Source organism: Wolbachia endosymbiont (group A) of Norellia spinipes (assembly GCF_964273535.1).
In genome coordinates this window covers 928037-954769 of record NZ_OZ187006.1, presented here as the reverse complement: position 1 = coordinate 954769, position 26733 = coordinate 928037, and the positions used below count along the sequence as shown (strand labels likewise).

Here is a 26733-nt window from a genome sequence, read left to right as displayed (position 1 = left end):
TTCTAAAGTAGAAATAAAGACAGCAGTATTAAGCTAAATTATTTTTTGTCGGATTTATCCGATGTACCCTCAACCTTTTATAGGTTGAAGTCTAAATTTGAGAGTTTGATCCTGGCTCAGAATGAACGCTGGCGGCAGGCCTAACACATGCAAGTCGAACGGAGTTATATTGTAGCTTGCTATGGTATAACTTAGTGGCAGACGGGTGAGTAATATATAGGAATCTACCTAGTAGTACGGAATAATTGTTGGAAACGGCAACTAATACCGTATACGCCCTACGGGGGAAAAATTTATTGCTATTAGATGAGCCTATATTAGATTAGCTAGTTGGTGGAGTAATAGCCTACCAAGGCAATGATCTATAGCTGATCTGAGAGGATGATCAGCCACACTGGAACTGAGATACGGTCCAGACTCCTACGGGAGGCAGCAGTGGGGAATATTGGACAATGGGCGAAAGCCTGATCCAGCCATGCCGCATGAGTGAAGAAGGCCTTTGGGTTGTAAAGCTCTTTTAGTGAGGAAGATAATGACGGTACTCACAGAAGAAGTCCTGGCTAACTCCGTGCCAGCAGCCGCGGTAATACGGAGAGGGCTAGCGTTATTCGGAATTATTGGGCGTAAAGGGCGCGTAGGCTGGTTAGTAAGTTAAAAGTGAAATCCCGAGGCTTAACCTTGGAACTGCTTTTAAAACTGCTAACCTAGAGATTGAAAGAGGATAGAGGAATTCCTAGTGTAGAGGTGAAATTCGTAAATATTAGGAGGAACACCAGTGGCGAAGGCGTCTATCTGGTTTAAATCTGACGCTGAGGCGCGAAGGCGTGGGGAGCAAACAGGATTAGATACCCTGGTAGTCCACGCTGTAAACGATGAATGTTAAATATGGGAAGTTTACTTTCTGTATTACAGCTAACGCGTTAAACATTCCGCCTGGGGACTACGGTCGCAAGATTAAAACTCAAAGGAATTGACGGGGACCCGCACAAGCGGTGGAGCATGTGGTTTAATTCGATGCAACGCGAAAAACCTTACCACTCCTTGACATGGAAATTATACCTATTCGAAGGGATAGGGTCGGTTCGGCCGGATTTCACACAGGTGTTGCATGGCTGTCGTCAGCTCGTGTCGTGAGATGTTGGGTTAAGTCCCGCAACGAGCGCAACCCTCATCCTTAGTTACCATCAGGTAATGCTGGGGACTTTAAGGAAACTGCCAGTGATAAACTGGAGGAAGGTGGGGATGATGTCAAGTCATCATGGCCCTTATGGAGTGGGCTACACACGTGCTACAATGGTGGCTACAATGGGCTGCAAAGTCGCGAGGCTAAGCTAATCCCTTAAAAGCCATCTCAGTTCGGATTGTACTCTGCAACTCGAGTACATGAAGTTGGAATCGCTAGTAATCGTGGATCAGCATGCCACGGTGAATACGTTCTCGGGTCTTGTACACACTGCCCGTCACGCCATGGGAATTGGTTTCACTCGAAGCTAACGACCTAACCGCAAGGAGGGAGTTATTTAAAGTGGGATCGGTGACTGGGGTGAAGTCGTAACAAGGTAGCAGTAGGGGAATCTGCAGCTGGATTACCTCCTTGGGCTTTGCGCATAACTTACCATTTTTAATGATGGTGTTGTTATGTGCTATACTGCTGTCTTTACTTCTACTTTATTTTAATTTCCCAATAACGAAATTTTATGAGTGATAGGCCTCTTTCTCCACATTTACAAATATATAAAGTACAAGTTACTAGTTTTTTCTCTATTATGCACAGATTGACTGGTATCTTGCTATTCCTTTTATTAATGATACTTTCTTGGTATTTCATATTACATGTTTACTTTCCTGAGTTACTTATAGTAAGGTACTTAAATGCATTATTATTCACTCCTGTTGCTAAATTAGCTTATGTCTTATGTTTTGTAAGTTTTGTATATCATTTTCTTAATGGTATTCGTCATTTATTGTGGGATGTTGGGCTTAATTTAGAAATTACTGGCGTTTCAAGGAGTGCTATACTGCTGACAGTAACGCTACTTCTTTCTACTATTGCTTTTTTATTTATGTTTATATGAGTCAATCTGGAAATTCAGTACATCATTGGTGGGTCCAGCGTGTTTCTGCAGTAATTTTACTGCTCCTGTTTCCTTGGTTTATCTATTCATTTTCTTGCGCATTTTATACTGATAGCTCTTTGTCTTTTAGTGAAAAATTTATTAATCACCCTCTAGAGCTTTTATTTTTTGTTGTATTGTTGTTTTGCATTTTTTGGCACGCAGTTCTTGGAATGCAGGTAGTGTGTGAAGATTATATACACAGCGTATCTCTAAGGATTTTCACAATTACATGCATAAAGTACTTATCAAGCATTACTTATATAACCCTCGCTTTTACAATCTTTGTCTTCTACAGGCATATTTTCTTGTAAAATTGCCAATTCTGTGTTAATATATTATTAGTGTACTAGTTTTATCATTGAACTATAGTGATTTTGGTTTAGCAATATGTTAGAGACATTGAAAAAGTGGGGAATAGACCTTACGCTAAAGGTGAAGGATCTATTTAGTTCATCTGAGTCTCAAGTTTATGTCAAAGACCTTAGAAAGGTAATGATATATGAGGATGGACGAAAGTGTCAATATCCAAAAAATTATGATCAGATTGTAGATTCTGGGAGAGTTGTAAAAAAAAATGACAAGCTTGTAAAAAATAAAGACGGAAATCCAGAGTACCAGCTTATATATAATGAATACGAATTTGATCTAGCCTTGGTTAAGGAAATTGATAAAAAATCTTACTTTACTATTGACTTTTTAGTTAGTAAAGGTAGGCGTGAGGTTAATGATTATAGTAAATTTTATAAGCCATTTAAGTTTTCAAAAATAGATCTTGAAAAACATTTGCCGGTCTTTGAGGTTGATACTAAGTTACTTAGATTAACTAATTCTTCTTTTCTTGCTAAAAAAGGTTGCTTCATCAATGATGACACGGGAGAAGTTGATGAGAAAGATAGAGATGAAAAAGGAAGAAATGGAAAATTACTATACACTAGTGATTACAAGAAGCTAAGCACCCATTTTTCAGAAATTAGAGATCAGAATAATAACTTGGAGCTAGATAAAAGTCTTATATCTGTTCCTATTATTTTCGTTGCAAGCTTGGCTAAAGTTTGTACTAAATTGTTGACTTCTCTTCCTATAAAGTTAGGGGAGTATTTAATAAGCGAACAAAACCCAATTGCAAAGTCTTTTGGCTATCTTTTGTTCACCCCTGCAATGGCAGTAAAAAATTTAGTGAATATGGGAGCTACCATACTTAAGGCTCCAATTTTATTATTTGTAGCAGATAAGAAGAAGTATGGTGATGCTTACTTCACTATGTGGAAACACCAATTGAAAGGATGTTGGGAAGAAGCAAAAAGTGACTTTAATGTTATTAAAGGTGGAGAAAGGCTAAAGCCAGGGCAAAAGGATCATAAGCCACTTAGTATAGTGGGCACATGGGATGAGCTTAATGCTAGAAGGCCAGGTATTGAAAAAGACTTAGAGAAGCCGTCAAATAAAAGTAGTGAAAGTATAGATAAATCTAGAGAACCAGATATTGGAAAAAGCTTAAAGAAGGAGAAGTTGCAAAACAAAAGTAATGAGAAAATAGCTGCGTCTAAAAAAGCAGATGTTGAAAAAGTGAGTGATACTCCTCATGTTAATGAAGTACTAAGCAGACGGAGTTCATTTCAAGACGAAAAATTTCAATTACCTCCTCGCTAACCGGCCACTACTTTAAATTAACATTTACTTTCTTTATTAACTATTCCACAACAAAAACTTGCATGCATTTTACTATTAGCATAAGATGTTAATTATTTAATTAATTTTCTTAACTATATGCGCCCTGTAATACTATGTGGTGGTAGTGGCAGCAGACTTTGGCCTTTATCGAAGCCAAAGCAATTTCAAAAAATATTTAGCCATAACACTATGTTTCAGAACACTTTATTGAGGCTAAAAAGTGGTTATATGCCACCCATAATTGCCACAAATATACAGTACGAGTCGTTAGTGAAGAAGGAGTTGCATGCGCTGCGAGAATATAAAGTGATTTTCGAACCAGTGAAAATTGGAACAGCAGCAGCGATATTAATTGCTGCGCTTCTCTGCAATGAAAACGAGATAATGTTAATTCTGCCTTCAGACCATTTTATAGGTGATTTGAATAATTTTTATGCTTCTGCTCACAAAGCATCTCAGCTAGCTTCTGAAACTAACTCTATAGTTACGTTTGGAGTTAAGCCTCATGAATTCAATTCTGAATACGGCTATATAAATGCAGTTTATGATCATAAGGAAAAGTATCATATAGTAAAGGATTTCATAGAGAAACCTGAGCATGTATTAAGTAATGATTATTATTGGAATTCTGGAATATTTGTGTTCAAAGCAAAACGCTATATAGATGAGATCAAAAAATCTGCCCCGACTCTTTATAATTTATGTTTTGCAAGTGTGAAACATTTCACACCGCAAGAGAGATTTCTGTATTTAAAACAACGAGATTTTGCAGGAATTGAAGGCGTCTCTATTGATTACTTGGTAATGGAAAAAGCAAAAAACGTTGCAATGATAGAAGCTAATTTCGATTGGCTGGATGTTGGAACTTGGAATTCAGTTTTAGAATTGAGTGAGAAGTTTACGTCGTCATTCCGACATGTAACAAAAAAAAGAGAGCCAGTTTCAACGACAGAAAGTAATAAAAATTTATTGGGTGGAGCTTATAAGCAACCAAACAAAAGCCTAATATCGTTTATTAATAAGGTTAAGAAAGCAAAAGCGATAAGAAGAGAAATCAAGCCATGGGGATTTTGTAGTATAATTTTAATAGGCGAAAATTTTCTTATAAAATATCTTTTTATAAATCCATTAAGCTGCACTTCTAAGCAATTCCATCACTATAGAGATGAATACCATATAGTACTATCGGGAGTTGGGTATGTTAGTTTAGGCGACAAAGAATATGCTATAGTAAAAGACCATATGATAGAAATCCCAAGGGAAGTTTCCCATAGGATTGAAAATAGAAGCACAAGCTCTCCACTTGAAATAGTTGAATTTCAGATAGGAGAGCATTTATCTGATAATGATATAGTGAGGTTGGATGATGTATATGGAAGATTTTGAAATTCTAATGTTAAAGATACTCTATAAGTCTGCTAAATTTAAAGGAGTAAAAATATCTAGTTTTCAAATAAAGAAAAGTCTACAATTATACGAAGTTTCAAGAATATAATGTTTAACCTCAAAATATTTTGTAATGTCCATTGCCTTTGAAATTACTATGGCTGCTTGCTATTTGCGAGCGAAAAATGCCAGATTTTGCTCTATAACGACTTTGTTCTCTATTATCGGCATTGCCCTTGGAGTTGCAACACTAATAGTGGTGATGTCTGTGATGAACGGATTCAGAGCAAAGTTGCTTGACTCAATACTTGGCATTGATGGCCATATTAATGTTTATTTTGATAGGAACATAAATTCAGATTACTGCACAGTTTCGAAATCGATTGAGAAAATTCCTGGTATATTAAAAGCTACTCCTATGACCAATGATCAAGTTATTATTGTAGCAAATGGTAAAATTGCAGGTAGCGTAGTGCGAGGTGTGTCAACTAAAGATTTGCTTGATAGTACTACCATTACAAATAATGTAATTATAGGTGATGTAAAAAAATTTGATGAAGGGATAATAATAGGAGCACGATTGGCAGAAGCTTTGAACGTTGACTATGGCGACAAAATTACGTTTATATCATCTGAAGAATTTGATGCATTACTTGGTGAAATGCCGCGAATGAAAAAATATAAAGTTATAGCAATATTTGATATGGGTATGTTTGAGTATGATAATACCTTGATATATATGCCTCTAAAATCAGCACAAGCCTTTTTTAATTATGAAAATAGCATAAAAAATATAGAAGTACTTGTAGACGACGTTACTAGAGCTGGTAAGCTTGCAGATGCTATAGAAAAAGAAATAGGAATGAAAGCTGAAAGTTGGCAATCACAGCAAAGCCATTATTTTAGTGCTTTAAAAACTGAAAGAAATGTGATGTTTTTAATTCTTACTTTGATTATAGTTGTAGCAGCGTTTAATATTATCTCAAATTTAATGATGATAGTGCAAGAAAAGAAATCCGCGATTGCAATTATGCGTACATTTGGTGCAACAAGTGGAAGCATTATGCGCATATTTTGCGCTTGTGGTCTATTAATCGGTTTTACGGGAACTTGTCTTGGCTGTATTATAGGTGTCGTTTTTTCTCTCAATATCGAAAGTATTAGAGTGTTTTTAGAAAACATTACTAACGTCAAGCTGTTTGATCCTATGATATACTTTTTTTCAAGTTTACCGGTGATATTAGTCCCTCAAGATGTAGTAAGTATTTCTGCACTTGCGTTACTCTTATCATTTTTAGCGACAATTGCTCCTGCATTGCAGGCAGCTGCACAAGATCCTGCGGAGATACTACGTTATGAATGATACTCAGCAAAAGTACATAGGTTGGTTCTTAATTGTATTGTTATTTACCGGTTACATCACAATAAATAACATAATCTTTTTTAAAATAAGTCAGCAAGAAAGCGAAGACAATATAAATGTTTTAACGGAAAAAATAGATGAATTCAGAATGTCACTTGAAGTTAATCAATCCAGGGTAGAAAAAAAGATATTTGACTTAAAGAGAGGTCTGCACACTCAATGTGAGCAAGGTGATGGTAGCTCAAGGTATAAGAACCTCGCAAGATTGCTGCTACTTGTAGTTAAAATGAAGAATTCGTTATTGCGAGAAGCAAAATTTGATAATCATATAAATTCAATAAAGCCTTTGATATCAGAGCTTGATGATCCAGAGATAGAAAATGCAGTAAATGAATTGGAAAGTTTGAAAGAGGTAGATACTTTACGTGAGTTGAAGTTATCTTTTGAGAAGACCATTGCTGTTATTAACTACAATAAAAGTACATTGTCTAAAAAAATCATTTCAAACTGGATTAGAATACAAGATAAAAATGACCCATTAAGGGCAAAATTCGCAGAAATTGAGGAGTCAATAAACGATAATGATTGGCAAAATATAACTGTTACAGTAAGCAATTTAACGCATTCAGAATTCAAGCCATGGCTAAATAAATTGAATGGTTTTATTGTAGCTTCTAAGAATATTTCAACAATATATCATCACTTATTACAATATATCTCATGATTTATTTTATAATTTTCGCTCTTTCGTTTTTATTTGGCATATGGGTCAAGGTAAGTGGTGAAGTAATAAAATTGGAATTAGGCAATTACACTATAAGTATTGATCTATATTTCATTATTTTTACTTGTGTAGTTTTATTATTTTTATTAATTACACTTGTACGCTTTTTTTCCTCCATTTTATCAACATTTGCCAACATAAGAAATAGAAGAAGGGATAGGGAAGAATTGCTTCTCTTTGAAGCTTTTTTTAGCATAGACTTAGACAATATAGAGAATGCTGAAAAGCTAGTTAAAAGTCTAAATGAGAAGAGTGATAAGTTATCTTTAATAAAGCTCTTTAACTCAGGTAAGACGGGAAATTACAGCTTTTTCAGTAACGGTTTAACAAACGTTGCAAATAAAAATCGTAACTTAGCTCTACTTCTGGCCAATAAGCTGATTGTTCACCTCAAACAAGAAAAAGTAGTCTTTCAAAAATTTATAGAATATTGCTCTAGTTCAATTAATGATAAAATGCTATCTATTCCCTTTCAAATAGAGCATTGCATATTGAAAGAAGATTGGATTAATGCAATTTTGAAGTTGAGGGAAGCAGTTAAGTTCAATATTTTTCTTCCCTTTGACCATAAAGAAATGTTTGCAGTTTTTTATTGTGCTTTGGCAAAACAATATGAAAGTAAAGGGGATTTTAAAGGGGCTATAAAGTCTTTACTCAGAGCACAAAGTTATTATGCAACTTTTCGGCCCATTAATTATTTAAAGGCAGAATTATATATTAAACTTGGAAAAATCAGAAAAGCTTCTGCAGTGCTAGAGGCAGAATATGCAGTAAATCCTACTCCTCAGTCAGCTAAAATGTACATCAATTTAAATAGTAAAGGTGCTGAAAGACTATACAACTTACGCCCTGATTATTATTTTAGTTACTGTTTACTTGCTTTGTCCTCAATGAGTTCAGGTAAATATGATCTTGCAAGTCAATATTTAGACACTGCTATGAAAAAGGCTAATTACATGTCAATCTACTTTATTGTAATACAACTTAAGGTTACATTGCAAGAACACGACAAGGTAATTTATTGGCTAAACAAGATGGGCTCAGAAGCTTTGCCTGATCCGGGCTGGAAGTGTAAAAATTGTAACAGAGAACTAAAGCAATGGGATCATAAATGTTCAAATTGCAATAGTTTTAATTGCGTTTATTATATATTATAAGGTTCCACAAAGTGTGATGATAATAATATATGGGAAATTACCATCAAAGACCTCTATTGAACAATTTTTGGAGTAGATCTCTTAATATAACCCTTATTTCAAAATAATAAACCTGCAAGTTTTTTAGTTAGACTTGGTTCTAATGTCAAAAAAACTTGCTTTTAGACACTAACAATTATATATTTTAATAAATCAGGGTTGTATACAAAATGAAGAGCTTAAAGGAATTATCCTTAAGAATTAAGAATATTAGGTCTGTACAGAAAACCACGAAAATAATGCAAATGGTTTCTGCAGCAAAGTTATTACAAAGCCAAAAGAAATTATCAAATTCAAAATTATATATATCTAAGCTGCATAGCATTATTTCTTCATTAATGCTATCAGCTGATCAAAAATTACTGGCAAAAATTCTAAATATCAGTAATGACGGTTCTTACCTAGTATTCATTGTTGCATCTGATCGTGGCTTGTGCGGCAACTTTAACTCTTCTATTGTCAAATTTAGTCAAGAGCGTGTAAATAAGTCAATCGCAAATGGCAAAAAAGTAGATATTGTATTTCTTGGTAAAAAAGCTTTTGATGTAGGTAAAAATAGGTTTGACTCTAAAAGTATCTTAAAAATTGAAAATAGTAAGGGGATCACGTTAAAGCACGTAGAAGCTTTGGTTGGTGGTATAGATCTAAGTAAATACGATAAAGTTAAAGTTTTTTATAGTAAATTCTATAATACCTTCACGCAAAAACCAATGTTGGAAACAATAAAACCATGGAGTAAAGACTCATCCTTGATTGATAACTCTCTGGCTGGTCCAACAACAGATTACGGCTATGAGTATGAACCACAAAATATTGAATTTATTTTAAAATCTTTGATTCAGGATTACGTTGTAATTGCTCTTTACTCTGCTTTACTTGAAAGTGCAACAAGTGAGAATAGTGCTAGAATGGTTGCTATGGAATCAGCAAACAGAAACACTAAAGAGATGCTGAACAAACTAGCATTGCTTTATAATCGTTCTCGTCAAGCAGCAATTACAACTGATTTAATTGAAGTTATAGGTGGTGCAGAGTCTTTATAAAAATCTAAGGAATAGAAAATGAATATATTAAATATTGCAGCAGATATCACTAAATTAATAAAAAAGCAGAATCAAGATGCGGAAGTTACAATATATGAAACTAATAAGACTTCAGTTTCTCAGCGTCTATCAAAAATTGAGCAAATATCACAATCTAAAAATTGCACTGTAGGAATCAGAGCTATAGCAGGTAAAAACAAAGCTGCGTATATTTCTACAAACGATTTGAATAATCTTAGTGATACGGTAAGCCAAGTGGTAGAAATGGCAAAGAATGCGCCAGAAGATCCTTGCATTAATTTTGCTGTAAATGGTAGTAATTATATCTCTTCTGCAGATTTAAGTATCTCAGATAATAATGTTGTAACCGTTGATAACCTAAAAGAAATTGCTGAAGCTGCAGAAAATTCAGCCCTTGCACATAAGAGTATCACTAATTCTGAAGGAGCCTCTTCTTCATACGCTTTAGTGAATACAGTATTATCGACTGTTTCTGGTTTTATTGGCTCGTTTAGTAAATCAACCTTTGCTAATCAGGTCTCTGTTGTTGCTGGAAGAGAAAGTGAAATGAAGGTTGGTTACGATTATGATATAGCATGTAATTTTAGTGATTTAAAGTTGCCAGAGTTAATGGGAAAAGAAGCAGCAAAAAGAGCAGTTGATCAATTGAATTCACGTACAATTAAAACTGGTAAATTTCCAGTTATTTTTGAAAAAAGAGCAGCAAAAGGGCTAGTAAAAAGTTTTGCTTCTGCTATAAATGGGAGCAGTATTATAAGCAACAGTTCTTTCTTGAGGGGTAGTTTAAACGCTCAGATTTTCAACGATAGAATTAATATTGTCGATGATCCATTGTTGCCAAGAGGCATAGCATCGAGACCATTTGATGGAGAAGGGATAACTAGCAAGAAAAATATATTTGTAAAAAACGGAATATTACAAAATTGGATTTTAGACTTATACTCGGCTAGAAAATTAGACTCAGAAACAACCGGAAGTGCAACTCGTGCAAGTAATGCTGCAGTTATTCCTGCAGCTAGTAACCTCTACATTGAGAATGGTAATGTATCGTTTGAAGAATTAATTCAGGAAGTGAAAGAGGGAATATATGTAACTGATTTATTTGGTTTTGGTGTTAATTTAATCAATGGCGATTACAGCCAAGGCGCTTCCGGATTTTTTATAGAAAATGGAAAAATAACGTATCCAATACATGAGATTACCATTGCTAGCAATTTAAAGGATATGTTTAGCAATTTAGTCGTTGCAGATGATCTAACTTTTTGTGGGCAATTTAATTCACCAACGATTAAAGTTAGCGAAATGACGGTTGCAGGTTCGCTTAACGATTAAAAAATTTATTTGCATTAAGTACAACAATTGTGTATTATTGTCATGTAATGTTAAGAATAGACTATGGAGTATAAAGGTTTAGTTTCAATAGCTAAGCTTAAAGCATTCTCAATCGTAATTTCAAAGTTTTTCATCACATTAGTAATGTTAATTAATAATTTAGGAGTTGTTTAAATGGAATTTGGTAATGTAAAATGGTTTAATGCCGAAAAAGGCTATGGTTTCATCAAGCCAGAAGGTAAAGGGGGTGACGTTTTTGTACATATTAGCACGTTGGAACGTTCAGGAATAAGGCCTGAGACACTTAAAGGAGAGAATAAAGAGAAGGGGATAAAAGGAGAAAGGGTGAGTTATGAGGTTAAAGAGGAGCGTGGTAGAAACGGAGAAGATAAAAAATCTGCAATCAATTTAAGATTGGAAGATTAATCTATTATGAAGTCTTTTAATAGGGTTAACGTATTGTGAATAATTTTTATGAGATGGGTCTCGCAGCTTCGCTTACACAAGCTCTAGATAAAAATAATCTTTTCGTCCCAACTCCGATTCAAATACAAGCGATTCCCTTAGCGCTACAAGGTAAAGATATTCTTGGGTCTGCTCAAACGGGAACTGGAAAAACTTTGGCATTTGCTATTCCGTTGGTTGCTAAGTTGCTGAATGAGCCTAACACTGGTTCAGCTTTAGTCATCGTGCCAACCAGGGAGCTTGCGCATCAGGTAACAAATGAGATAAGAAAACTCTTATTTCAAAATTCTGCACTAAGGGTCGCTTTATTGATTGGTGGTGAGCCTATTTTTAGGCAGCTAAATCAGCTTCAGAAAAAACCACAAATTGTAATAGGTACTCCTGGTCGTATTATAGACCATATTGAGCGTAAAACTTTGATTACTCGCAATGTTAGCGTTCTTGTGCTTGATGAAACGGATCGTATGTTTGATATGGGCTTTGGAATTCAAATTGAAGGGATCATGAAATATCTGCCAAAAATACGGCAGACTCTTATGTTTTCTGCAACTCTTCCTAGTGATATAGTTAAACTTACTGAGAAGTACCTTAATCGACCAGAACGTATTTCTGTTGATTGTGAGACTACAACTTCTGTAAAAATTAAGCAAGAGATTGTTTATGCATCAGAATCAGAAAAATATGAAAAGCTTGTTACACAACTATGTCAGCGCGAAGGATCAATCATTATCTTTGTCAAAACAAAGCAAGGAGCGGATCAGCTAGCTAGCAGATTGCACAAAGATGACTATAGCGCTTTAGCAATTCATGGTGATTTAAGGCAGCACAAGCGCGAAAGGGTCATTAATTCTTTTCGTCGTGGCCGCAATCAAATCATGGTTGCAACAGATGTTGCTTCTCGCGGCCTTGATATTCCCCACATTCAACATGTTATCAATTATGATGCACCACAATCGCAAGCTGACTATATTCATCGTATAGGCAGAACTGCACGTGCTGGAGCTGAAGGGCATGCGCTATCTTTTGTTACACCTCAAGATAAGAGAAGACTACCTGCATTGGCAGACAAAGAAGGAGAGCCAAATTTTGATTGTAGTGTGCAATTTAAAAAACGTAATAGCAAAAAGGTCTTTAAAAGGCCAAGTACGTTAAAGACTAAATACGGTAGAAAAAAGATCAATGCATTTAAGAAGAAAAGCAGAGTACTAGAAAAAGCATATTAAATAGGATTTACCTACAACTTGATAAGCGTAAAACTCGTCATTCCGCTACTCATTAGCGGAATCTATGTTGAGATATCGCGGTGCTATGACGTAGATCCAGAGTGGGGATTCAAATTGGCTACAGCGAACTGCTGGATTTCAATTTTTTTAATAATTGTGTGCTATTCATTATATATGAGTTCCCACTTTTAAAGAGAATAGGAGATGATTTCCAAAAACTTAGAGGCAAGTTTGAATAGAGCGCTACTCATTGCTTCTAATTTTAATCTAAAATATGCGAAAGTAGAACATTTATTGCTGGCGTTAACTAAAGACGTGGATGTAAATTACGTTTTATCAAGATGTAATATCAGAGCCGATGAAATCATCAATATGGATAACATTCTATCAAGATGCAATATTAAGGCTAATGATTATAATAATAATATAAAAGGGTTTTTACAAAGCAGTTCTGAATTGATTATCAGTGGAGTTAAACCTAGCTCAATGTTTCAATGCATAATACACAGAGCAATAATACGGGCTCATAGCTTGGGAAAAAAAGAAATAAATGGAGCAAGTGTTCTAGTAGAAATTTTGTCTGGGCAAGATTTATACGTTGAAGATCTATTGCAGAAACAAAGTGTGAAAGATTCCAATTTGATTTACCATATATCTAATATGAAATACTTGAGCGATATAGATGAATACACCACCAATCATAAAGTAAAACTTGATAAAAATAATGACGCTCCTACTACAGTAAATAAAGGTGAGCTACTAAAAGATGAGGAAGTTCTACAAAGTTATTGTAAAAATTTAAATGACTATGCAAGAAGCAAAAAAATAGATTATGTTATTGGTCGTGATTATGAATTAAATCGCACTATAGAAATATTATTGAAGCGTAGAAAAAACAACCCTTTATATGTTGGAGACCCAGGTGTTGGCAAAACAACAATAGTTGAGGGTTTGGTACTCAAGATCATTGAAGGCAGTGTTCCGAGTGCGCTCAGGTCCAGTATAATTTATGCTTTGGATTTAGGATCACTCCTTGCAGGGACACGCTACAGAGGTGATTTTGAAGAGAGAATAAAATCTATAATAAAAGCGATTGAGGCAAAACCAGGTGCTATCCTTTTTATTGACGAAATACACACTATCATTGGAGCAGGTTCTACAAGTGGTAGCTTTCTTGATGCAGGTAACCTACTCAAACCTGCGCTTGCAAGAGGTACACTGCGTTGTATAGGTGCAACTACATATAGAGAATACAGCACTAGTTTTGAAAAAGATAAAGCACTAGCGAGAAGGTTTCAAAAAATTAATGTTAAAGAATCTTCTGTTAATGAAACGATAAAGATACTAGATGGTATAAAGCACTACTATGAAGGGTATCATGGAGTATATTATACAAAGAATGCCATTAGGTCTGCGGCTGAACTTTCGCATAAGTATATTACTGGGCGAATATTACCTGATAAAGCGGTTGATGTTATTGATGAGGCAGGGGCATATTGTAAATTGCTAAGAAACAGGGGTAAAATTGTAAATAGTAGAGATATTAAGAATACCATTACTAGAATTACAAATGTGCCTTGCGGATCTGAATCTGATGATTTGCAGAAAGTAAAGTCTTTAAAAGCTAATCTAGAAAAGGTGATTTTTGGCCAAGAGCAGGCAATAGAATCTCTTGTTAATTCTATTAAAATTGCTAAATCTGGGTTGAGAAATTACAATAAGCCTTTAGCAAATTATCTTTTTGCAGGGCCAACCGGTGTTGGTAAAACCGAGCTAGCAAAACAATTAGCAGAAAGCATGGGCATGAATCTTATACGCTTTGATATGTCCGAATATATTGAATCTCATACGATATCAAGGATGATTGGTTCTCCTCCTGGATATGTAGGTTATGATCAGGGTGGATTACTCACAGAGTCTGTATCTAACAATCAATATAGTGTTGTGCTGCTTGATGAAATTGAAAAGGCCCATAGCGATATCTATAATATATTGCTACAAATTATGGATTATGGTTGTGTTACAGACACTTACGGACGTAAAGTTAACTTTTCCAATATAATTTTAATTATGACAACTAATGCAGGAGCAGTTGAACGCAGCAAAAGTTTTGTTGGCTTTGGACATAAAAATTTTAACATTGGTGATAGCGAAAAAGCAATAGAACAGGTTTTTAGCCCTGAATTTCGTAATCGTCTTGATGCGATTATTTCTTTTTCTGACTTAAGTACGGATGTGATTTTGCATATTGTGGATAAATTTGTTCTAGAACTGAAAAAGCAACTGACGCAAAAAGGCATAAACTGCTTGGTAGAGGATGAAGTGAAATCTTATCTTGTACAAATGGGTTATAGTAAGGAAATGGGAGCACGTCCGATAGAGAGACTTATTGAAAAAGAGATAAAAAGTTACTTAGCGGAAGAAATACTGAATCGTAAATTAATAAAAGGAAAGAAATTAAGAATCTATATGAATAAAGTAGAAAATAAAATTGCTTTTAATATAGTTTAAAATCCTTGTATTGAACTTCATCTTTGTTACAATTTATAACTTAAATTTAATTTGAATTATAGTGATAAGTGATAAAGTAAAACAAGTCCTAAGCTACTACGAAAGTGAAAACCCCGGGGTAAAAGCAAATCTTACTCGTATTCTCATGCATGGAAAGCTTGGCGGTACTGGCAAGTTAGTGATTCTGCCAGTAGATCAAGGATTTGAGCACGGGCCAATAAAAAGCTTTGAAGTTAACCCTGATGCTTATGACCCACATTATCATTTTCAGCTTGCAGTTGATTCGGGAGTAAGTGCATATGCTGCTCCACTTGGTATGATTGAAGCTGGTGCTTCAACTTATGCTGGAATGCTCCCACTTATTTTGAAACTTAATAGTTCCAACTCCTTACATTCAAAAAATCTGACTTCTGATCAAGCAATAACCTCTTCTGTGAAAGATGCACTGCGTTTGGGCTGCTTGGCTGTTGGATTTACTATATATCCTGGTTCTGCTAAGTGTTTTGATATGATGGAAGAAGCCCGTGAAATCGTAGCTGAAGCCAAATCTTATGGGCTTGCAGTAGTGCTATGGTCTTATCCACGTGGTGAAGGAATTTCCAAAGAAGGTGAAACAGCAGTTGATGTTATTGCCTATGCTGCGCACATAGCAGCTTTACTTGGCGCTAATATAATCAAAGTAAAGCTTCCAACTAGATATTTAGAAAAAGAAAAGATAGAAACAGAAAATATTGAATCATTATCTAAAAGAATTGAATATATTAAAAAATCTTGCTTTGCAGGGAAAAGAATAGTAGTTTTTTCTGGTGGCGAATCGAAGGAAGTAGATGACATATGCAATGAAGCGAAAGAAATTAAGCAGGGAGGTGGTAATGGTTCAATCATTGGACGTAACACTTTTCAACGCAAAAGGGAGGAAGCTTTATCTATGCTAAAAGATATAATGGATATCTACACATAAAAAACGGCTGGGTGGCAGAATGGCTTATGCGGAGGACTGCAAATCCTTTTATACCGGTTCAATTCCGGTCCTGGCCTCTTTCATTTTCTATATCTTGTAAAAGTTGCTCAATTCAACAGTAGCTTTAAGTGTGTAACCTATAGAGAAAGCTTGTCCATTATTCATAAGTAAAATCAATTTCTTTTCAAGTTATGGTTATACTCTTATAGCGTTTCATGGTAAAAAATAAACTAAAAATAAGCAAAGTGTTTTACAAAATGATATTACGTAATTTATTGTTTTTACTGCCGCCTGAAGTTGCTCACTCTTTGGCAATCATGGCATTAAAGAAAATACCTTATAAGAATCCTATAGAGCTACCAGAATCTTTGAGTGTGAATTTTTTTGGTAATAAGCTCAGAAGCCCCGTGGGCCTGGCTGCAGGTTTTGACAAGAATGCAGAAGTTATAAGGCCTATGCTTTCATTTGGTTTTGGGTTTATTGAAACTGGTACTGTAACTCGTAATCCACAATATGGAAACAAAAAACCAAGAATTTTTCGGTTAATTAAAGATCAAGGGGTAATTAACAGATTGGGATTTAACAATAAAGGAATAGACTATTTTCTTAAACAAATAGATGAAACCAAGCTTGATGACTGCATTTTTGGCATAAATATAGGAAAAAATAGTGCATCGAAAGACCAAATTAGTGATTATGTTGATTTAATAAAGATGGTATATGGAAAAAGCAATTATATAGTGCTGAACATCTCGTCTCCAAACATGCCTAATTTACGCAATCTGCACAATAAGCAAGAATTATCGAAATTGTTGAAATCCATCCGGAAATCAATTGATAATTCTAAATCCATACCAATAATATTAAAAATCTCACCAGATATAGATCAGCAAACGAAAGAAAATATCGCTGAGCTTGCGTTGGAATATAAGATTGACGGATTAACAGTAAGCAACACTACGGTAAGTAGAGATAATCTGCATTCCCACCACAACGAAAGTGGCGGATTGAGTGGCAAACCACTGTTCAAACTTTCAACCGAGTTATTGGGCGATATGTACAAATTTACTAAGGGCAAAATATTATTGATAGGGTGCGGAGGAATCTCAAGTGGTGCTGATGCATATAAAAAAATAAAGGCAGGAGCCTCTTTGGTGCAGTTGTACACTGCTCTCATATACCACGGACCTCAAGTTGTAAACAAAATTAATCTAGAACTTGCAGAACTAATAAGGAGAGATGGATTTAGTAACATTAGTGAGGTGGTGGGTTGTATACATTAATTTTGGAAGTTGGTGGTATTATTTTAATAAAATAAGACTAATTCTCTGGTATAAAGGTGGTAGAAAGTGCTTTTCTTTTAAATAATGGGTATGAAGAGTTTGAATGATGCAATATCTAAGATCATTGATTATAAATTTACAAATTATGCAATATTAGAAGAGGCACTAACTCACCCAAGCGTAAATAAAAGGAATAGCAAAAACCAGATTGTAAGCTACGAAAGACTAGAGTTTTTGGGCGATAGTGTTTTGAATATGGTCGTATCTGCCATACTGTTTAAACTATTTCCTGAAGAAAAAGAAGGAGCATTGGCAAAAAGAAAGACGGATTTAGTTTGTGGCAACACCATTGCTAATGTTGCTAAAGAAATAAAATTAGGCAGCTTTATCATCATGAATAATAGTGAACGCTGCAATGGAGGAAGATGTAACCTAAAAAATTTAGAAAACTCGCTTGAAGCACTAATAGGTGCAATTTATATTGATGGCGGACTTGAAAATGTTGAAAAATTTATTACCCAATATTGGGAAAAGCTAGCTAAAAGCATGCTTGACCCCCCTCAAGATCCTAAAACCTCACTGCAAGAGTGGACTCAGAAAAACAAATTGCCTTTACCAGAGTATGAGCTTGTAAAACAAACTGGACCAGCACACAATCCTGAATTTACTATATCAGTTTGCATAGAAGATTATGGTAAAGTTTCTGCATGTGCTTCTAGTAAAAAGATTGCTGAACAAAAAGCTGCTGAGTTGATGCTAGAAAAAATTGGAAAAGACGCTTCAGTTTAGGCAAAATAGGCATTAATGTAAGTTTTAAGGAAGCTAATAGCGTTTAGGGGAAATGGTCAATTTAAGGAGAAGCATAGTATTATTCATAAAAAAGTTGATCTACCAAAAATTAAGCCTTATGTAGTGGAATATCAATGGCCATTGTTGGAGATGCGGAAAAAAAAGAAGTAGCAAGTTACCAAAAGGTGTTATGCCAGATACATTTGGTCCAAGAGTTGTTTTGTGAAGTTGACAGAGTCAAGGAGAATGAAAGTTTTAAAAAATAGCATATTTTTTAATTATAAAAATTTAATATTAACTGATATAGCTAACCCAAGAAAGGTTTTCCTACGTCATACCGCCGCGGTATCTCAGCATAGATTCCGCTAACAAGTAGCGGAATGACGAATTTTTGTTTTTCAAATTATCGGTAAATCTAAGTCAGTTTAGCTATATTATCTCTCACACCGCTTAGCTGAACAGATACCATAAAAGATAGCTAGAAAGCAATTGCACTTGCAGCAAATTTCAAGATACAAGCTTCTGTATTTATTTTAAATTAAAAAAAGCTCAAGAAAAATAAAGTCAATTTTTGACGTCCCAAATATTACAGAATGTAATTGATTGATTGAGTAAAAACCAGTGAACGGTCAGGTTAAAACATGTTTTTAAATTTTTGCCAAAATCCTGGTTTATTATCATTAACCTTTGTAAATGTTATATTTAAACTGTATTTCGGATCATTTGGCACGTCGTATTTTATGCTAAATGTTGAAACTTTATCGTTATTGTAAATATGTACATCATCATATGATAGCTTTGTTGTGTAACACTTTACATGCTTTTGCTTATCATACACTAAATCACCTGACTCCCTTTCTAGTTCCACAAATTTCGTTTTTTTCTGACATTCCTTCATTTTTATTAAATCCTTATCTAGTGATATTGAAACTGGCAACGTATTTCCAGCATATTCTTTAGCTAAAAGTTCACTTTGAGGATACATTTTTATTTCCCTGCCAAAATGTGAGTCTATGAAATTATTACTCCAAAATTTATCGCCAGAATGCACGTACTCATCAGTAGCATACGGCACCCCACCATAACTGCATTGAACTTTGTAATCTCCAACACCGTTGTTTTGAAAAAAATCATGAATGGCAGTGTAGCTACCGTCAGCATCATTTATATAATCCATTACTTTATTCCTTAAACTTTTAGTTCATTATATCATAATCATTATGTCAATCAATCAAAAAAGCTCTCTCTTGCTGTTTTTAGAACTGATTTTAAGCAAGCGCTCTCGATTAGTTGGGAGCGTATTTATAAGATTGTGACATTCGTGCCTCCCAGTTTTTCACATACTGCTGAATCAATTCAGGATAATCTGTAATAATTAATAAATTTTCAGCATTTCCTTTTTTAGCTGTCTTACTAAGGTTAAATGACCCTGTGATGACTTTTTGATTGTCAACAATCATTATCTTATTATGAGCAATCTTTGGCTTATCATCGATCCAAATTGGTACTCCACCTGAAAATAATTCATTTATAACACTATATTTTGAGTAGAGTTGCGATTTATCTAAGATGACTTTAACATCAACACCGCGTTCTTTAGCATTAATCAAAGATTTTGCAACTGTTCCAAGAGTAAATGTATATTCTTGAACTAAGATAGATTTTTTAGACTGATCTATTACGCTGATTATCGGTACAGCACAATCTTCTCCAGGTGAAAAGCAAACCGTAGCTTTTGGGCAGGGCGAAAATATAAAACCCGCATAGTAATACAGAGAAAAACACATTAACAAGAATAAAAAGTGAAAAAGCCTCACAACAACCCACCCCCGGATATACGGCGATAGGCTACATCATAATTTAATCACCTGTCAATCCATATTCTTCCCACTTCTCCATGACTTTTCTTACTATTTCCTCACTCATTTTAATTTTCTCTCCCCATTCTCGTTTGGTTTCAGGCGGGATTTTATTTGTTGCATCAAATCCCATTTTACCTCCAAGTCCACTTTCAGGGGAAGCAAAATCTAAATAATCAATAGGTGCGTTCTCTATTGTGATTGTGTCACGCACAGGGTCCATTCTCGTTGATATTGCCCACATCACTTCCTTCCAATCACGTACATTTATATCATCATCAACAACGATAATAAACTTCGTGTATAAAAATTGCTTTAGAAAGGAAAGTATGCCCATAACAATTCTTTTTGCCTGCCCTGGATAAGACTTTTTTATCGATATCACCGCTATTCTATATGAACAACCTTCTGGTGGTAGATAAAAATCCACTATCTCTGGAAATTGATTGATAAGAATGGGCACAAAGATTTCGTTGAGCGCTTCACCAAGAATTGATGGTTCATCAGGTGGCTTGCCAGTGAAAGTGCTGAGATAAATTGGATTTTTGCGCATAGTAATTGCAGTAATATTAAATTCTGGAAATTGCTCAACAGAATTATAGTAGCCGGTGTGATCTCCGTATGGCCCTTCATCTTGATATCTATCCAAACTTACATAGCCTTCCAGAACAATCTCTGCATGAGCTGGCACTTGAAGCGGAATAGTCTTACAATTTACAAGCTCAAGCGGTTTTTTGCGCAGCAACCCAGCAAATTGGTATTCTGACAATGTTTCTGGCACTGGAGTTACCGCAGCAATAATTGTTGCAGGATCACTACCGATCACAGCAGCAGCAGGAAATTTCATATTTTGTTCCTTCTCTTTCCATCGTTTGTGGTGACCTGCACCACCACGATGTGCAAGCCAGCGCATTAGAGTCGTTTTTTTATCTATAACCTGCATACGATATATTCCAAGATTGAAATTATCTTGCTTGTCTTCCGTTGGGCCTTTTGTCACCACAATTGGCCAGGTGATAAGTGGTGCAGGTTCATTTGGCCAGCATGTTTGAATAGGTAGCAAACTAAGATCCACCTCATCCCCAGTTAGCACCACTTCTTGACATGGAGCCTTGCTCACAACTTTACTTCGCATCGACAATACAACTTTTAGTAAAGGAAACATTTTCACGGCATCTTTGAAGTTTTTTGGTGGCTCAGGTGATCGCAAAAATGCTAAAAGTTTACCAAGATCTCTTAGTTCACCAGGGTTTATGTTCAACCCCAATGCAATCCTCTTAATAGTACCAAATAAATTCACCAAAACTGGAATCGAATTTTTACCGTTTTCCGTGACAACATTTTCAAAGATGATAGCTGGTCCTTTATTTGACAAAACCCTACGGTGAATTTCTGTCATTTCAAGAACTGTTGAAACTTCCTCCTTAATCCTAATCAGATCTTTTTTTTCTTCTAAGGCTTTAATGAAGTCGCGTAAGTTGGTGTACATATTAAAATTTAAAATAACTTAAAACAAGTCTTCTAGTGTAATCACATGATGTATCGTATCTTTTAGATATTGGTTCTCAGAAACTCCATTTGCAGCAATTAACACCCAGAATATTTGCTTCTTTGATTTCGTTTTTTCTCTATAAATTGCTTCTTTTCTTTTTAATTGTTCGACAAATTCCTTTGTTACTGTATAAGGTTTATCACTATATTTTATCTCACAGAGCATTACACATCCATCTTCTCGATCGAAAACTAGATCTATTTGAGCACCAGACTCTTTACTGTATTTTTCTGGTTGATATTGCCAATCTCCACATATAACTGCTATATGCTCTATATCTAATTTTTTTCTAATTACATTGGCATGTTTAAAACACACTGCTTCAAATGTTTGCCCTGTCCATGTTTGCCAAGCTGGTTTCTTTATTGCTAACTCCCAATAGTGAGCATCACTTATTATTGCCCTTTTTGTTACTTCCTTAAACGGCTCAATCCACGTTAGATAAAATAATACATATTCGTCCATTACCCTGTAATATACTCCTCTCTTTCCCTTGTTCAATGGTAAAAAACCACCAATAAATCCTGCTTCTTCTAAACTCCTTAATTTAGCAGTTAAGCGACCACCCTCAGTGATTTTAGTCGCTTTTATAAGTTCTTTTCTGCTTATCCCTTTTGGCTTTTTTGCAATCGCACGAATGATATTTAGATATGTCTCTGGCTCTTCATACAAGGAGTGAAACAACATATCAAATTCATCAAATAACAAACCACCCTTCTGAAAACAGATCATATTAATGTTTTGTGCTGCTGATAATCCTTTACTTACTTCCTTAAGGTAATGTGGTATTCCTCCAATAGCCATATAGATCTGTAATATCTGCTGGTGATTAAGGTTGATTCCTAAATATCTTAGATACTCTTTAGTTTCACGTAAGTTAAAAGGCTGCAAAGGTATCCTTGCGGTAATGCGGTTATGCAACCCCCCTTTTGGTATAAATTATATTTTCCAACATCCAAGAAGCTGCTGAACCACATACAACCAAGATAAGCTTCTTTCGGTTTGTCCAATGTATATTCCAAAAATATTCTAACGTTTCTAGAAAACGAGACTTTCTTGTAGCTAACCATGGAAGTTCATCAAAAAATAAGACAATGTGTTCATTCTCATGTGTGTTATCAATAGCAAGTGTTAATTGTTGTAATGCATCCAGCCACACTTCAGGCAAAGCAATTTTTGCACCTTTATAAAAAGTATTTGATAACGACTGTGTAAAAATTGCAAGTTGTTCCTGCATAGTACCATTATTAAGACCTGTTTGTTCAAATAAAACATCGGCATGTTTACTGAAAAATTGTTTTATTAGGTACGTCTTACCCACACGACGCCGACCATACACTGCAATAAACTCAGCAAATGGGGAAAAGAGAAGCTTACTTTCTAGAATGGCTATTTCCTTTTCTCTACCAATTATTGGTTCGCTCATATAATTTACCGCCGCATTTGTTAGCATTATACACGGCGGTTATAAGATGATCAACTTTTTTCACCACCATGTTTACAGTTGTTATACGCGGCGGTAAAAGATAGAGCATCTCATAATTGGCTATTCTGGCGATGGTTTGGTCATTTGCATCACCAAGTCTTCTGATGAGCTTTTCAGTAATGTGCTTGAGTTCCATTGTACGTAAAGTTTGCATTTGAGGCAAAACTGGTTATAAAATACACTTGATATAAATGTTTTCATATATTAATATTAGATGCTTCTTTTAATATACAGATAAATGTGTACTAAAGTTTTATGTTGTAGGTTTTTAAATAAATTGTATGTCTAGAATATCGTTTTTATTGATCCTTATACTGGCAGTAGCAAGTTTACCAGTAATAAACAATTGGCTTTCAAATCGCAGCCAAATGCTAAGCGATGATTATATAGGTGAGAAATTAGATAATTATATAAGTAGAAATTTTGATAAGATCGTAAAAACTCTCAAAGAGGAATCGATTAAAAGTAGTTACGCTGCTCGAGATAATGTGACCAAAAGTAAAATTTCACAATACAAGGATCAAATATTTGACCTTACTTATCCTTACTCCGGAAATGAAAATAGTAGTGTTATAGCTGTAGGTTTCTTTGACTATTCTTGTGGATATTGCAAGACTATAAAAGACGATATAAAACAGTTAATTAACGACGGTAAAATTAAGTATATCTTTAGGGATGCTCCAATACTTGGTAATGACTCTTTAAGGGCAGCAAAAAGCGCTTTAGCTGTTTATTTTATTGATAAAGAAAAATATTTCGACTTTCACTATTCTGCTTTAAGTCACAAAGGAGGATTTTCAGACGAAAGCATATTGGATATAGTGAAAAGCATAGGGATTGATGAGGACGATTTTAATAATTCCATGAAAAATAACGCGGACAAAATTGAGCAAATGATAAATGGCAGTAAGCTCCTAGTAAGAGATTTGGGAGTAGGGGGCACACCTTTTTAATAATTGGGGATAGTCTGTTTGTAGGAGCAACTGATTTGAATGTATTACGCAAAAAAGTAGATGAATTAAGTCGCAAGCAAAAACTAGCTTCAGCGATTAATTTGCTATAAAATTTTATTTTTTTACTTGACAACGTAAACGAATCTAATTATGAATGTGATAAATAGCAGTACGTATAAGATACGCAGTAGCTCAAGAAAAGCAGGTGATGCCTACAGTCGAGCATAACCTTAGCCTGCAAAGGTTGACTAATCCATTAAAAAGTGTTAAACTTAACATATAGCTACCATTCTGAGGTTACAATATGAAAGAGCCTAATTATACAAGAGAACCAATTGCTCTTTTTCGACAAATCAAAGAAAAGAAAAAATCAAGTGATTTACTGCATAATTTAAAAAATGCTTGTCCCAAAAATCTAAACATAGGAATTGCTATAAAGACAGGAGATTGCTTTTTTGACTCCGTGGCTCAAGGGTTGAATGAGTTAAATATAAAACCTGGTTATCGTTTTACCGCAAAATCATTAAGAAAAGATTGTGCAGATTATGCTGAAAACAAAAAGGACTCACGATGGGTTTTTAATGAAATAACAAAAAATATTGCTGAAGGATATGCTGTACCTATGATAGGTTCAAACGGAAATGTAATGAAAGATAACCAGAACAATATTATACCAGACAATATTGCATCTTTTGATAGATATTTAAAAGATATTAGAAGTATGGCTACAGAAGCTAGCCCACCTATATGGGGTCGCCCAGGGGTTGAAGGGAGAATGATATGTGATAATTATGAAGTGGAGCTTTATATTTATTCAATAGAGGAAGATAGTCAAAAAGTTACAGTAACTAAAATTACAGCACATGATGATGATCTAGAAGTTTTTATACAAGATGTGAATCTTGATCAATTAAAGATAGATAATAGTAAAAAAACTGTAGGAGTAGTGAATTACATGCAACATTTTGTACCACTCCTTAGTGGAATTTCTGAAGATATAAAAGAAGATCAACAAGTTTCTAGTGAAGAAATTTTTAGTACAGATAAAAGAGTTCCTCCTTCTAATCAACCAGAGCAAGAAGTACAACAAGAAAGAATTAATACCAGCACTAATGCGACTGTTTATACGGATAAAGAAATCCCTTTTTCTCATCAACTAGAGCAAAAAACACGACAAGAAGGAATTAATGCCAGCGCTAGTGCGACTGTTTATACGGATAGAGAAATTCCTACTTCTAATCAATCAGAGCAAAAAGTACAACAAGAAATAATTAATACCAGTACTAGTGCGCCGGTTTTACAAATTCACATAGATAAAGAAATCCCTTCCTCTCATCAGCAAGAACAAAAAACACAACAAAAAGAAATACAAAAAAAATTAATTAATAATTACAAGAAAGAGGGAGTGTTAAATAAACTGTGTCAAACCGCATTTTTAGTTCAACTCAATTTTCAATTTGCCAGGAAAGAAAACATCAAGTTGAGAGATAGTTAATGCCCAATCATGTACAGGCATCGTCCACTTTTCCTCTGCCTTCTTTATAGCACAATATACCTGCTTATACAAGGCATTTATGCTGGTAAATGAGCCTTTGGTCTTAGTGAATTTCCTAATTTGCCTATGTAGCCCCTCTATGGGATTGGTGGTGTAGATTATCCTCCTAACTGGACCAGAATACTTAAAATAACCAGACAAGTTTTCCCAATTATTCTGCCAAGATTTTATAACCATAGGGTACTTTGTGCCCCATTTTTCATCCAATTCCAACAGATAATTCTCGGCAATTTCCTTGCTTGAAGCTTGATATACCTTCTTTAAATCGCTCAAAAAACTCTTCGCATCTTTACTGGCCACATACTTCAGTGAGTTGCGTATCTGATGCACTATACACATCTGCACTTCCGCATTAGGAAAGACACTGTTTATAGCTGCAGGAAAGCTTTTCAGCCCATCAACGCAGGCAATAAGGATATCTTCTACTCCTCTTTCTTTGAGGTCATTTAGCACTCCCAACCAGAAGTTAGCTCCTTCACTTTCAGCCAAATAAAAACCTAATACTTCTTTTTTGCCATTTTGATCTATGCCTAATATGTTATACATGCATTTACTTACGCAATGCCCGTCCTCTTTGACTTTAAAAAACCATGAAAACTATCGGATATACAGACTGCAGCGGGCGACTACGCCATTCGTTGATTACTGGTAGCAATTTGTCAGTAATACTTGATATCTCTGCCGCCGATATTTTGTGATCATAAATTTCCTCAACATGTGACACTATATCTCTATAGCCCATACCACTGGCAAATGTGCTCAAAATCTTCGTTTCAAGCTCTGGATGTAAGTTTGTTTGCCTTTTTTTGACTATTTGTGGTTCGAAACTTCCTTCCCTATCTCTTGGCGTCAAAAGCTCAAATGACCCTGCGCTTGTACGTAAAGTCTTTGCATTCCTCCCATTTCTTCGATTATTCTCTTCGCTTTCAGCCGACAAGTGGTTTTCTATTTCACCTTCCAGGCTTACCTCCAGCAACTTTTTTATAAACGGTGTTAATGCTCCATCTCTTCCTGTCAACGGTCTTCCTTCTCGTATAGACGACAGGATATTTGTTTCTAATTCTTTATAATCTACCAAACCGGTAGTTCTGTTTACTACTTTCTGACTCATTGTCAAACCTCCATTTTTTTATATCAATTTATTACTTTTTTTTCGGTTTGACACAGTTTATTTAATACTCCC

At 35.0% G+C, this 26733-nt stretch carries 22 protein-coding genes, 1 tRNA gene, 1 rRNA gene and 3 pseudogenes; 20 read left to right on the top strand and 7 right to left on the bottom strand.

The window, feature by feature from the left end:
- Nucleotides 1-93: 93 nt before the first annotated feature.
- The 18 genes and pseudogenes from ACFZP3_RS04655 to ACFZP3_RS04570 form a co-directional block, all read left to right on the top strand.
- A 16S ribosomal RNA gene (locus tag ACFZP3_RS04655) occupies nucleotides 94-1597 on the top strand.
- A 100-nt stretch (nucleotides 1598-1697) separates the two neighbouring features.
- Nucleotides 1698-2075: a succinate dehydrogenase, cytochrome b556 subunit gene (gene sdhC / locus ACFZP3_RS04650; protein WP_253309858.1), complete on the top strand. Its 378-nt coding sequence runs from the start codon at nucleotides 1698-1700 to the stop codon at nucleotides 2073-2075.
- The gene (sdhD, locus tag ACFZP3_RS04645) at nucleotides 2072-2428 is read left to right on the top strand and encodes a succinate dehydrogenase, hydrophobic membrane anchor protein (RefSeq protein ID WP_253309857.1); all 357 of its coding nucleotides are present in this window, start codon (nucleotides 2072-2074) and stop codon (nucleotides 2426-2428) included. The genes sdhC and sdhD overlap by 4 nt, the downstream gene beginning before the upstream one ends.
- A 76-nt stretch (nucleotides 2429-2504) precedes the next feature.
- Nucleotides 2505-3767, top strand: a complete 1263-nt coding sequence (locus tag ACFZP3_RS04640) for a hypothetical protein (RefSeq protein ID WP_386086953.1) — start codon at nucleotides 2505-2507, stop codon at nucleotides 3765-3767.
- Between the two features lie 117 nt (nucleotides 3768-3884).
- Nucleotides 3885-5174, top strand: coding sequence for a sugar phosphate nucleotidyltransferase (locus tag ACFZP3_RS04635; RefSeq protein WP_265016488.1), 1290 nt, complete (start codon nucleotides 3885-3887; stop codon nucleotides 5172-5174).
- Nucleotides 5175-5307: 133 nt separating this feature from the next.
- Entirely contained in the window at nucleotides 5308-6537 is a 1230-nt protein-coding gene (locus tag ACFZP3_RS04630) for a lipoprotein-releasing ABC transporter permease subunit (protein WP_265017656.1), read from the top strand.
- Nucleotides 6530-7261 carry a hypothetical protein gene (locus tag ACFZP3_RS04625; RefSeq protein WP_253309852.1) on the top strand — a complete coding sequence of 244 codons (732 nt, stop codon included), beginning with the start codon at nucleotides 6530-6532 and terminating at the stop codon, nucleotides 7259-7261. The genes ACFZP3_RS04630 and ACFZP3_RS04625 overlap by 8 nt, the downstream gene beginning before the upstream one ends.
- Nucleotides 7258-8478: a heme biosynthesis protein HemY gene (locus tag ACFZP3_RS04620; protein WP_253309851.1), complete on the top strand. Its 1221-nt coding sequence runs from the start codon at nucleotides 7258-7260 to the stop codon at nucleotides 8476-8478. The genes ACFZP3_RS04625 and ACFZP3_RS04620 overlap by 4 nt, the downstream gene beginning before the upstream one ends.
- Before the next feature lie 209 nt (nucleotides 8479-8687).
- Nucleotides 8688-9560, top strand: coding sequence for an ATP synthase F1 subunit gamma (gene atpG, locus ACFZP3_RS04615; protein ID WP_386086952.1), 873 nt, complete (start codon nucleotides 8688-8690; stop codon nucleotides 9558-9560).
- 18 nt (nucleotides 9561-9578) lie between these two features.
- Nucleotides 9579-10913: a TldD/PmbA family protein gene (locus tag ACFZP3_RS04610; RefSeq protein WP_253309849.1), complete on the top strand. Its 1335-nt coding sequence runs from the start codon at nucleotides 9579-9581 to the stop codon at nucleotides 10911-10913.
- Nucleotides 10914-11087: 174 nt separating this feature from the next.
- A complete protein-coding gene (locus ACFZP3_RS04605) occupies nucleotides 11088-11339 on the top strand; it encodes a cold-shock protein (protein WP_064124857.1) in 252 nt (83 codons plus the stop codon).
- Nucleotides 11340-11374: 35 nt separating this feature from the next.
- The gene (locus ACFZP3_RS04600) at nucleotides 11375-12601 is read left to right on the top strand and encodes a DEAD/DEAH box helicase (protein WP_386086951.1); all 1227 of its coding nucleotides are present in this window, start codon (nucleotides 11375-11377) and stop codon (nucleotides 12599-12601) included.
- A gap of 204 nt (nucleotides 12602-12805) precedes the next feature.
- On the top strand, nucleotides 12806-15112 hold the full coding sequence (locus tag ACFZP3_RS04595; protein ID WP_386086950.1) for an AAA family ATPase: 2307 nt from the start codon (nucleotides 12806-12808) through the stop codon (nucleotides 15110-15112).
- Nucleotides 15113-15176: 64 nt separating this feature from the next.
- The gene (locus tag ACFZP3_RS04590; protein WP_253309992.1) at nucleotides 15177-16073 is read left to right on the top strand and encodes a class I fructose-bisphosphate aldolase; all 897 of its coding nucleotides are present in this window, start codon (nucleotides 15177-15179) and stop codon (nucleotides 16071-16073) included.
- A 5-nt stretch (nucleotides 16074-16078) separates the two neighbouring features.
- A tRNA-Cys gene (locus ACFZP3_RS04585) sits at nucleotides 16079-16150 on the top strand.
- A gap of 138 nt (nucleotides 16151-16288) precedes the next feature.
- The gene (locus tag ACFZP3_RS04580) at nucleotides 16289-17356 is read left to right on the top strand and encodes a quinone-dependent dihydroorotate dehydrogenase (RefSeq protein ID WP_386086949.1); all 1068 of its coding nucleotides are present in this window, start codon (nucleotides 16289-16291) and stop codon (nucleotides 17354-17356) included.
- Nucleotides 17357-17446: 90 nt separating this feature from the next.
- On the top strand, nucleotides 17447-18145 hold the full coding sequence (gene rnc / locus ACFZP3_RS04575; protein ID WP_253309845.1) for a ribonuclease III: 699 nt from the start codon (nucleotides 17447-17449) through the stop codon (nucleotides 18143-18145).
- Between the two features lie 81 nt (nucleotides 18146-18226).
- Nucleotides 18227-18362, top strand: a pseudogene (locus ACFZP3_RS04570) (IS66 family transposase); the annotation flags it as partial.
- 417 nt (nucleotides 18363-18779) lie between these two features.
- Here ACFZP3_RS04570 and ACFZP3_RS04565 read toward each other — a convergent pair.
- From ACFZP3_RS04565 to ACFZP3_RS04540, 6 genes are all read right to left on the bottom strand, one after another.
- Nucleotides 18780-19322: a hypothetical protein gene (locus tag ACFZP3_RS04565; RefSeq protein ID WP_253309844.1), complete on the bottom strand. Its 543-nt coding sequence runs from the start codon at nucleotides 19320-19322 to the stop codon at nucleotides 18780-18782.
- A gap of 109 nt (nucleotides 19323-19431) precedes the next feature.
- Nucleotides 19432-19962 carry a phospholipase D family protein gene (locus tag ACFZP3_RS04560; protein ID WP_253309843.1) on the bottom strand — a complete coding sequence of 177 codons (531 nt, stop codon included), beginning with the start codon at nucleotides 19960-19962 and terminating at the stop codon, nucleotides 19432-19434.
- 43 nt (nucleotides 19963-20005) lie between these two features.
- Nucleotides 20006-21493 (bottom strand): UbiD family decarboxylase, encoded by a 1488-nt coding sequence (locus ACFZP3_RS04555; RefSeq protein ID WP_353282264.1) that lies wholly within the window; start codon nucleotides 21491-21493, stop codon nucleotides 20006-20008.
- 18 nt (nucleotides 21494-21511) lie between these two features.
- Nucleotides 21512-22360, bottom strand: coding sequence for an AAA family ATPase (locus ACFZP3_RS04550; RefSeq protein WP_265016485.1), 849 nt, complete (start codon nucleotides 22358-22360; stop codon nucleotides 21512-21514).
- A gap of 109 nt (nucleotides 22361-22469) precedes the next feature.
- Nucleotides 22470-22982, bottom strand: a complete 513-nt coding sequence (locus tag ACFZP3_RS04545) for an AAA family ATPase (protein WP_386086948.1) — start codon at nucleotides 22980-22982, stop codon at nucleotides 22470-22472.
- Nucleotides 22960-23196 (bottom strand): hypothetical protein, encoded by a 237-nt coding sequence (locus tag ACFZP3_RS04540; protein WP_386086947.1) that lies wholly within the window; start codon nucleotides 23194-23196, stop codon nucleotides 22960-22962. The genes ACFZP3_RS04545 and ACFZP3_RS04540 overlap by 23 nt, the downstream gene beginning before the upstream one ends.
- A gap of 127 nt (nucleotides 23197-23323) precedes the next feature.
- Between ACFZP3_RS04540 and ACFZP3_RS04535 the strand changes: the two are divergent.
- Nucleotides 23324-24105 (top strand): annotated as a pseudogene (locus ACFZP3_RS04535) (DsbA family protein).
- Between the two features lie 194 nt (nucleotides 24106-24299).
- The gene (locus ACFZP3_RS04530; RefSeq protein WP_386086946.1) at nucleotides 24300-25490 is read left to right on the top strand and encodes a hypothetical protein; all 1191 of its coding nucleotides are present in this window, start codon (nucleotides 24300-24302) and stop codon (nucleotides 25488-25490) included.
- Here ACFZP3_RS04530 and ACFZP3_RS04525 read toward each other — a convergent pair.
- Nucleotides 25431-26661 (bottom strand): annotated as a pseudogene (locus tag ACFZP3_RS04525) (IS256-like element ISWpi15 family transposase). The gene ACFZP3_RS04530 and the pseudogene ACFZP3_RS04525 overlap by 60 nt on opposite strands.
- Nucleotides 26662-26733 lie beyond the last annotated feature (72 nt).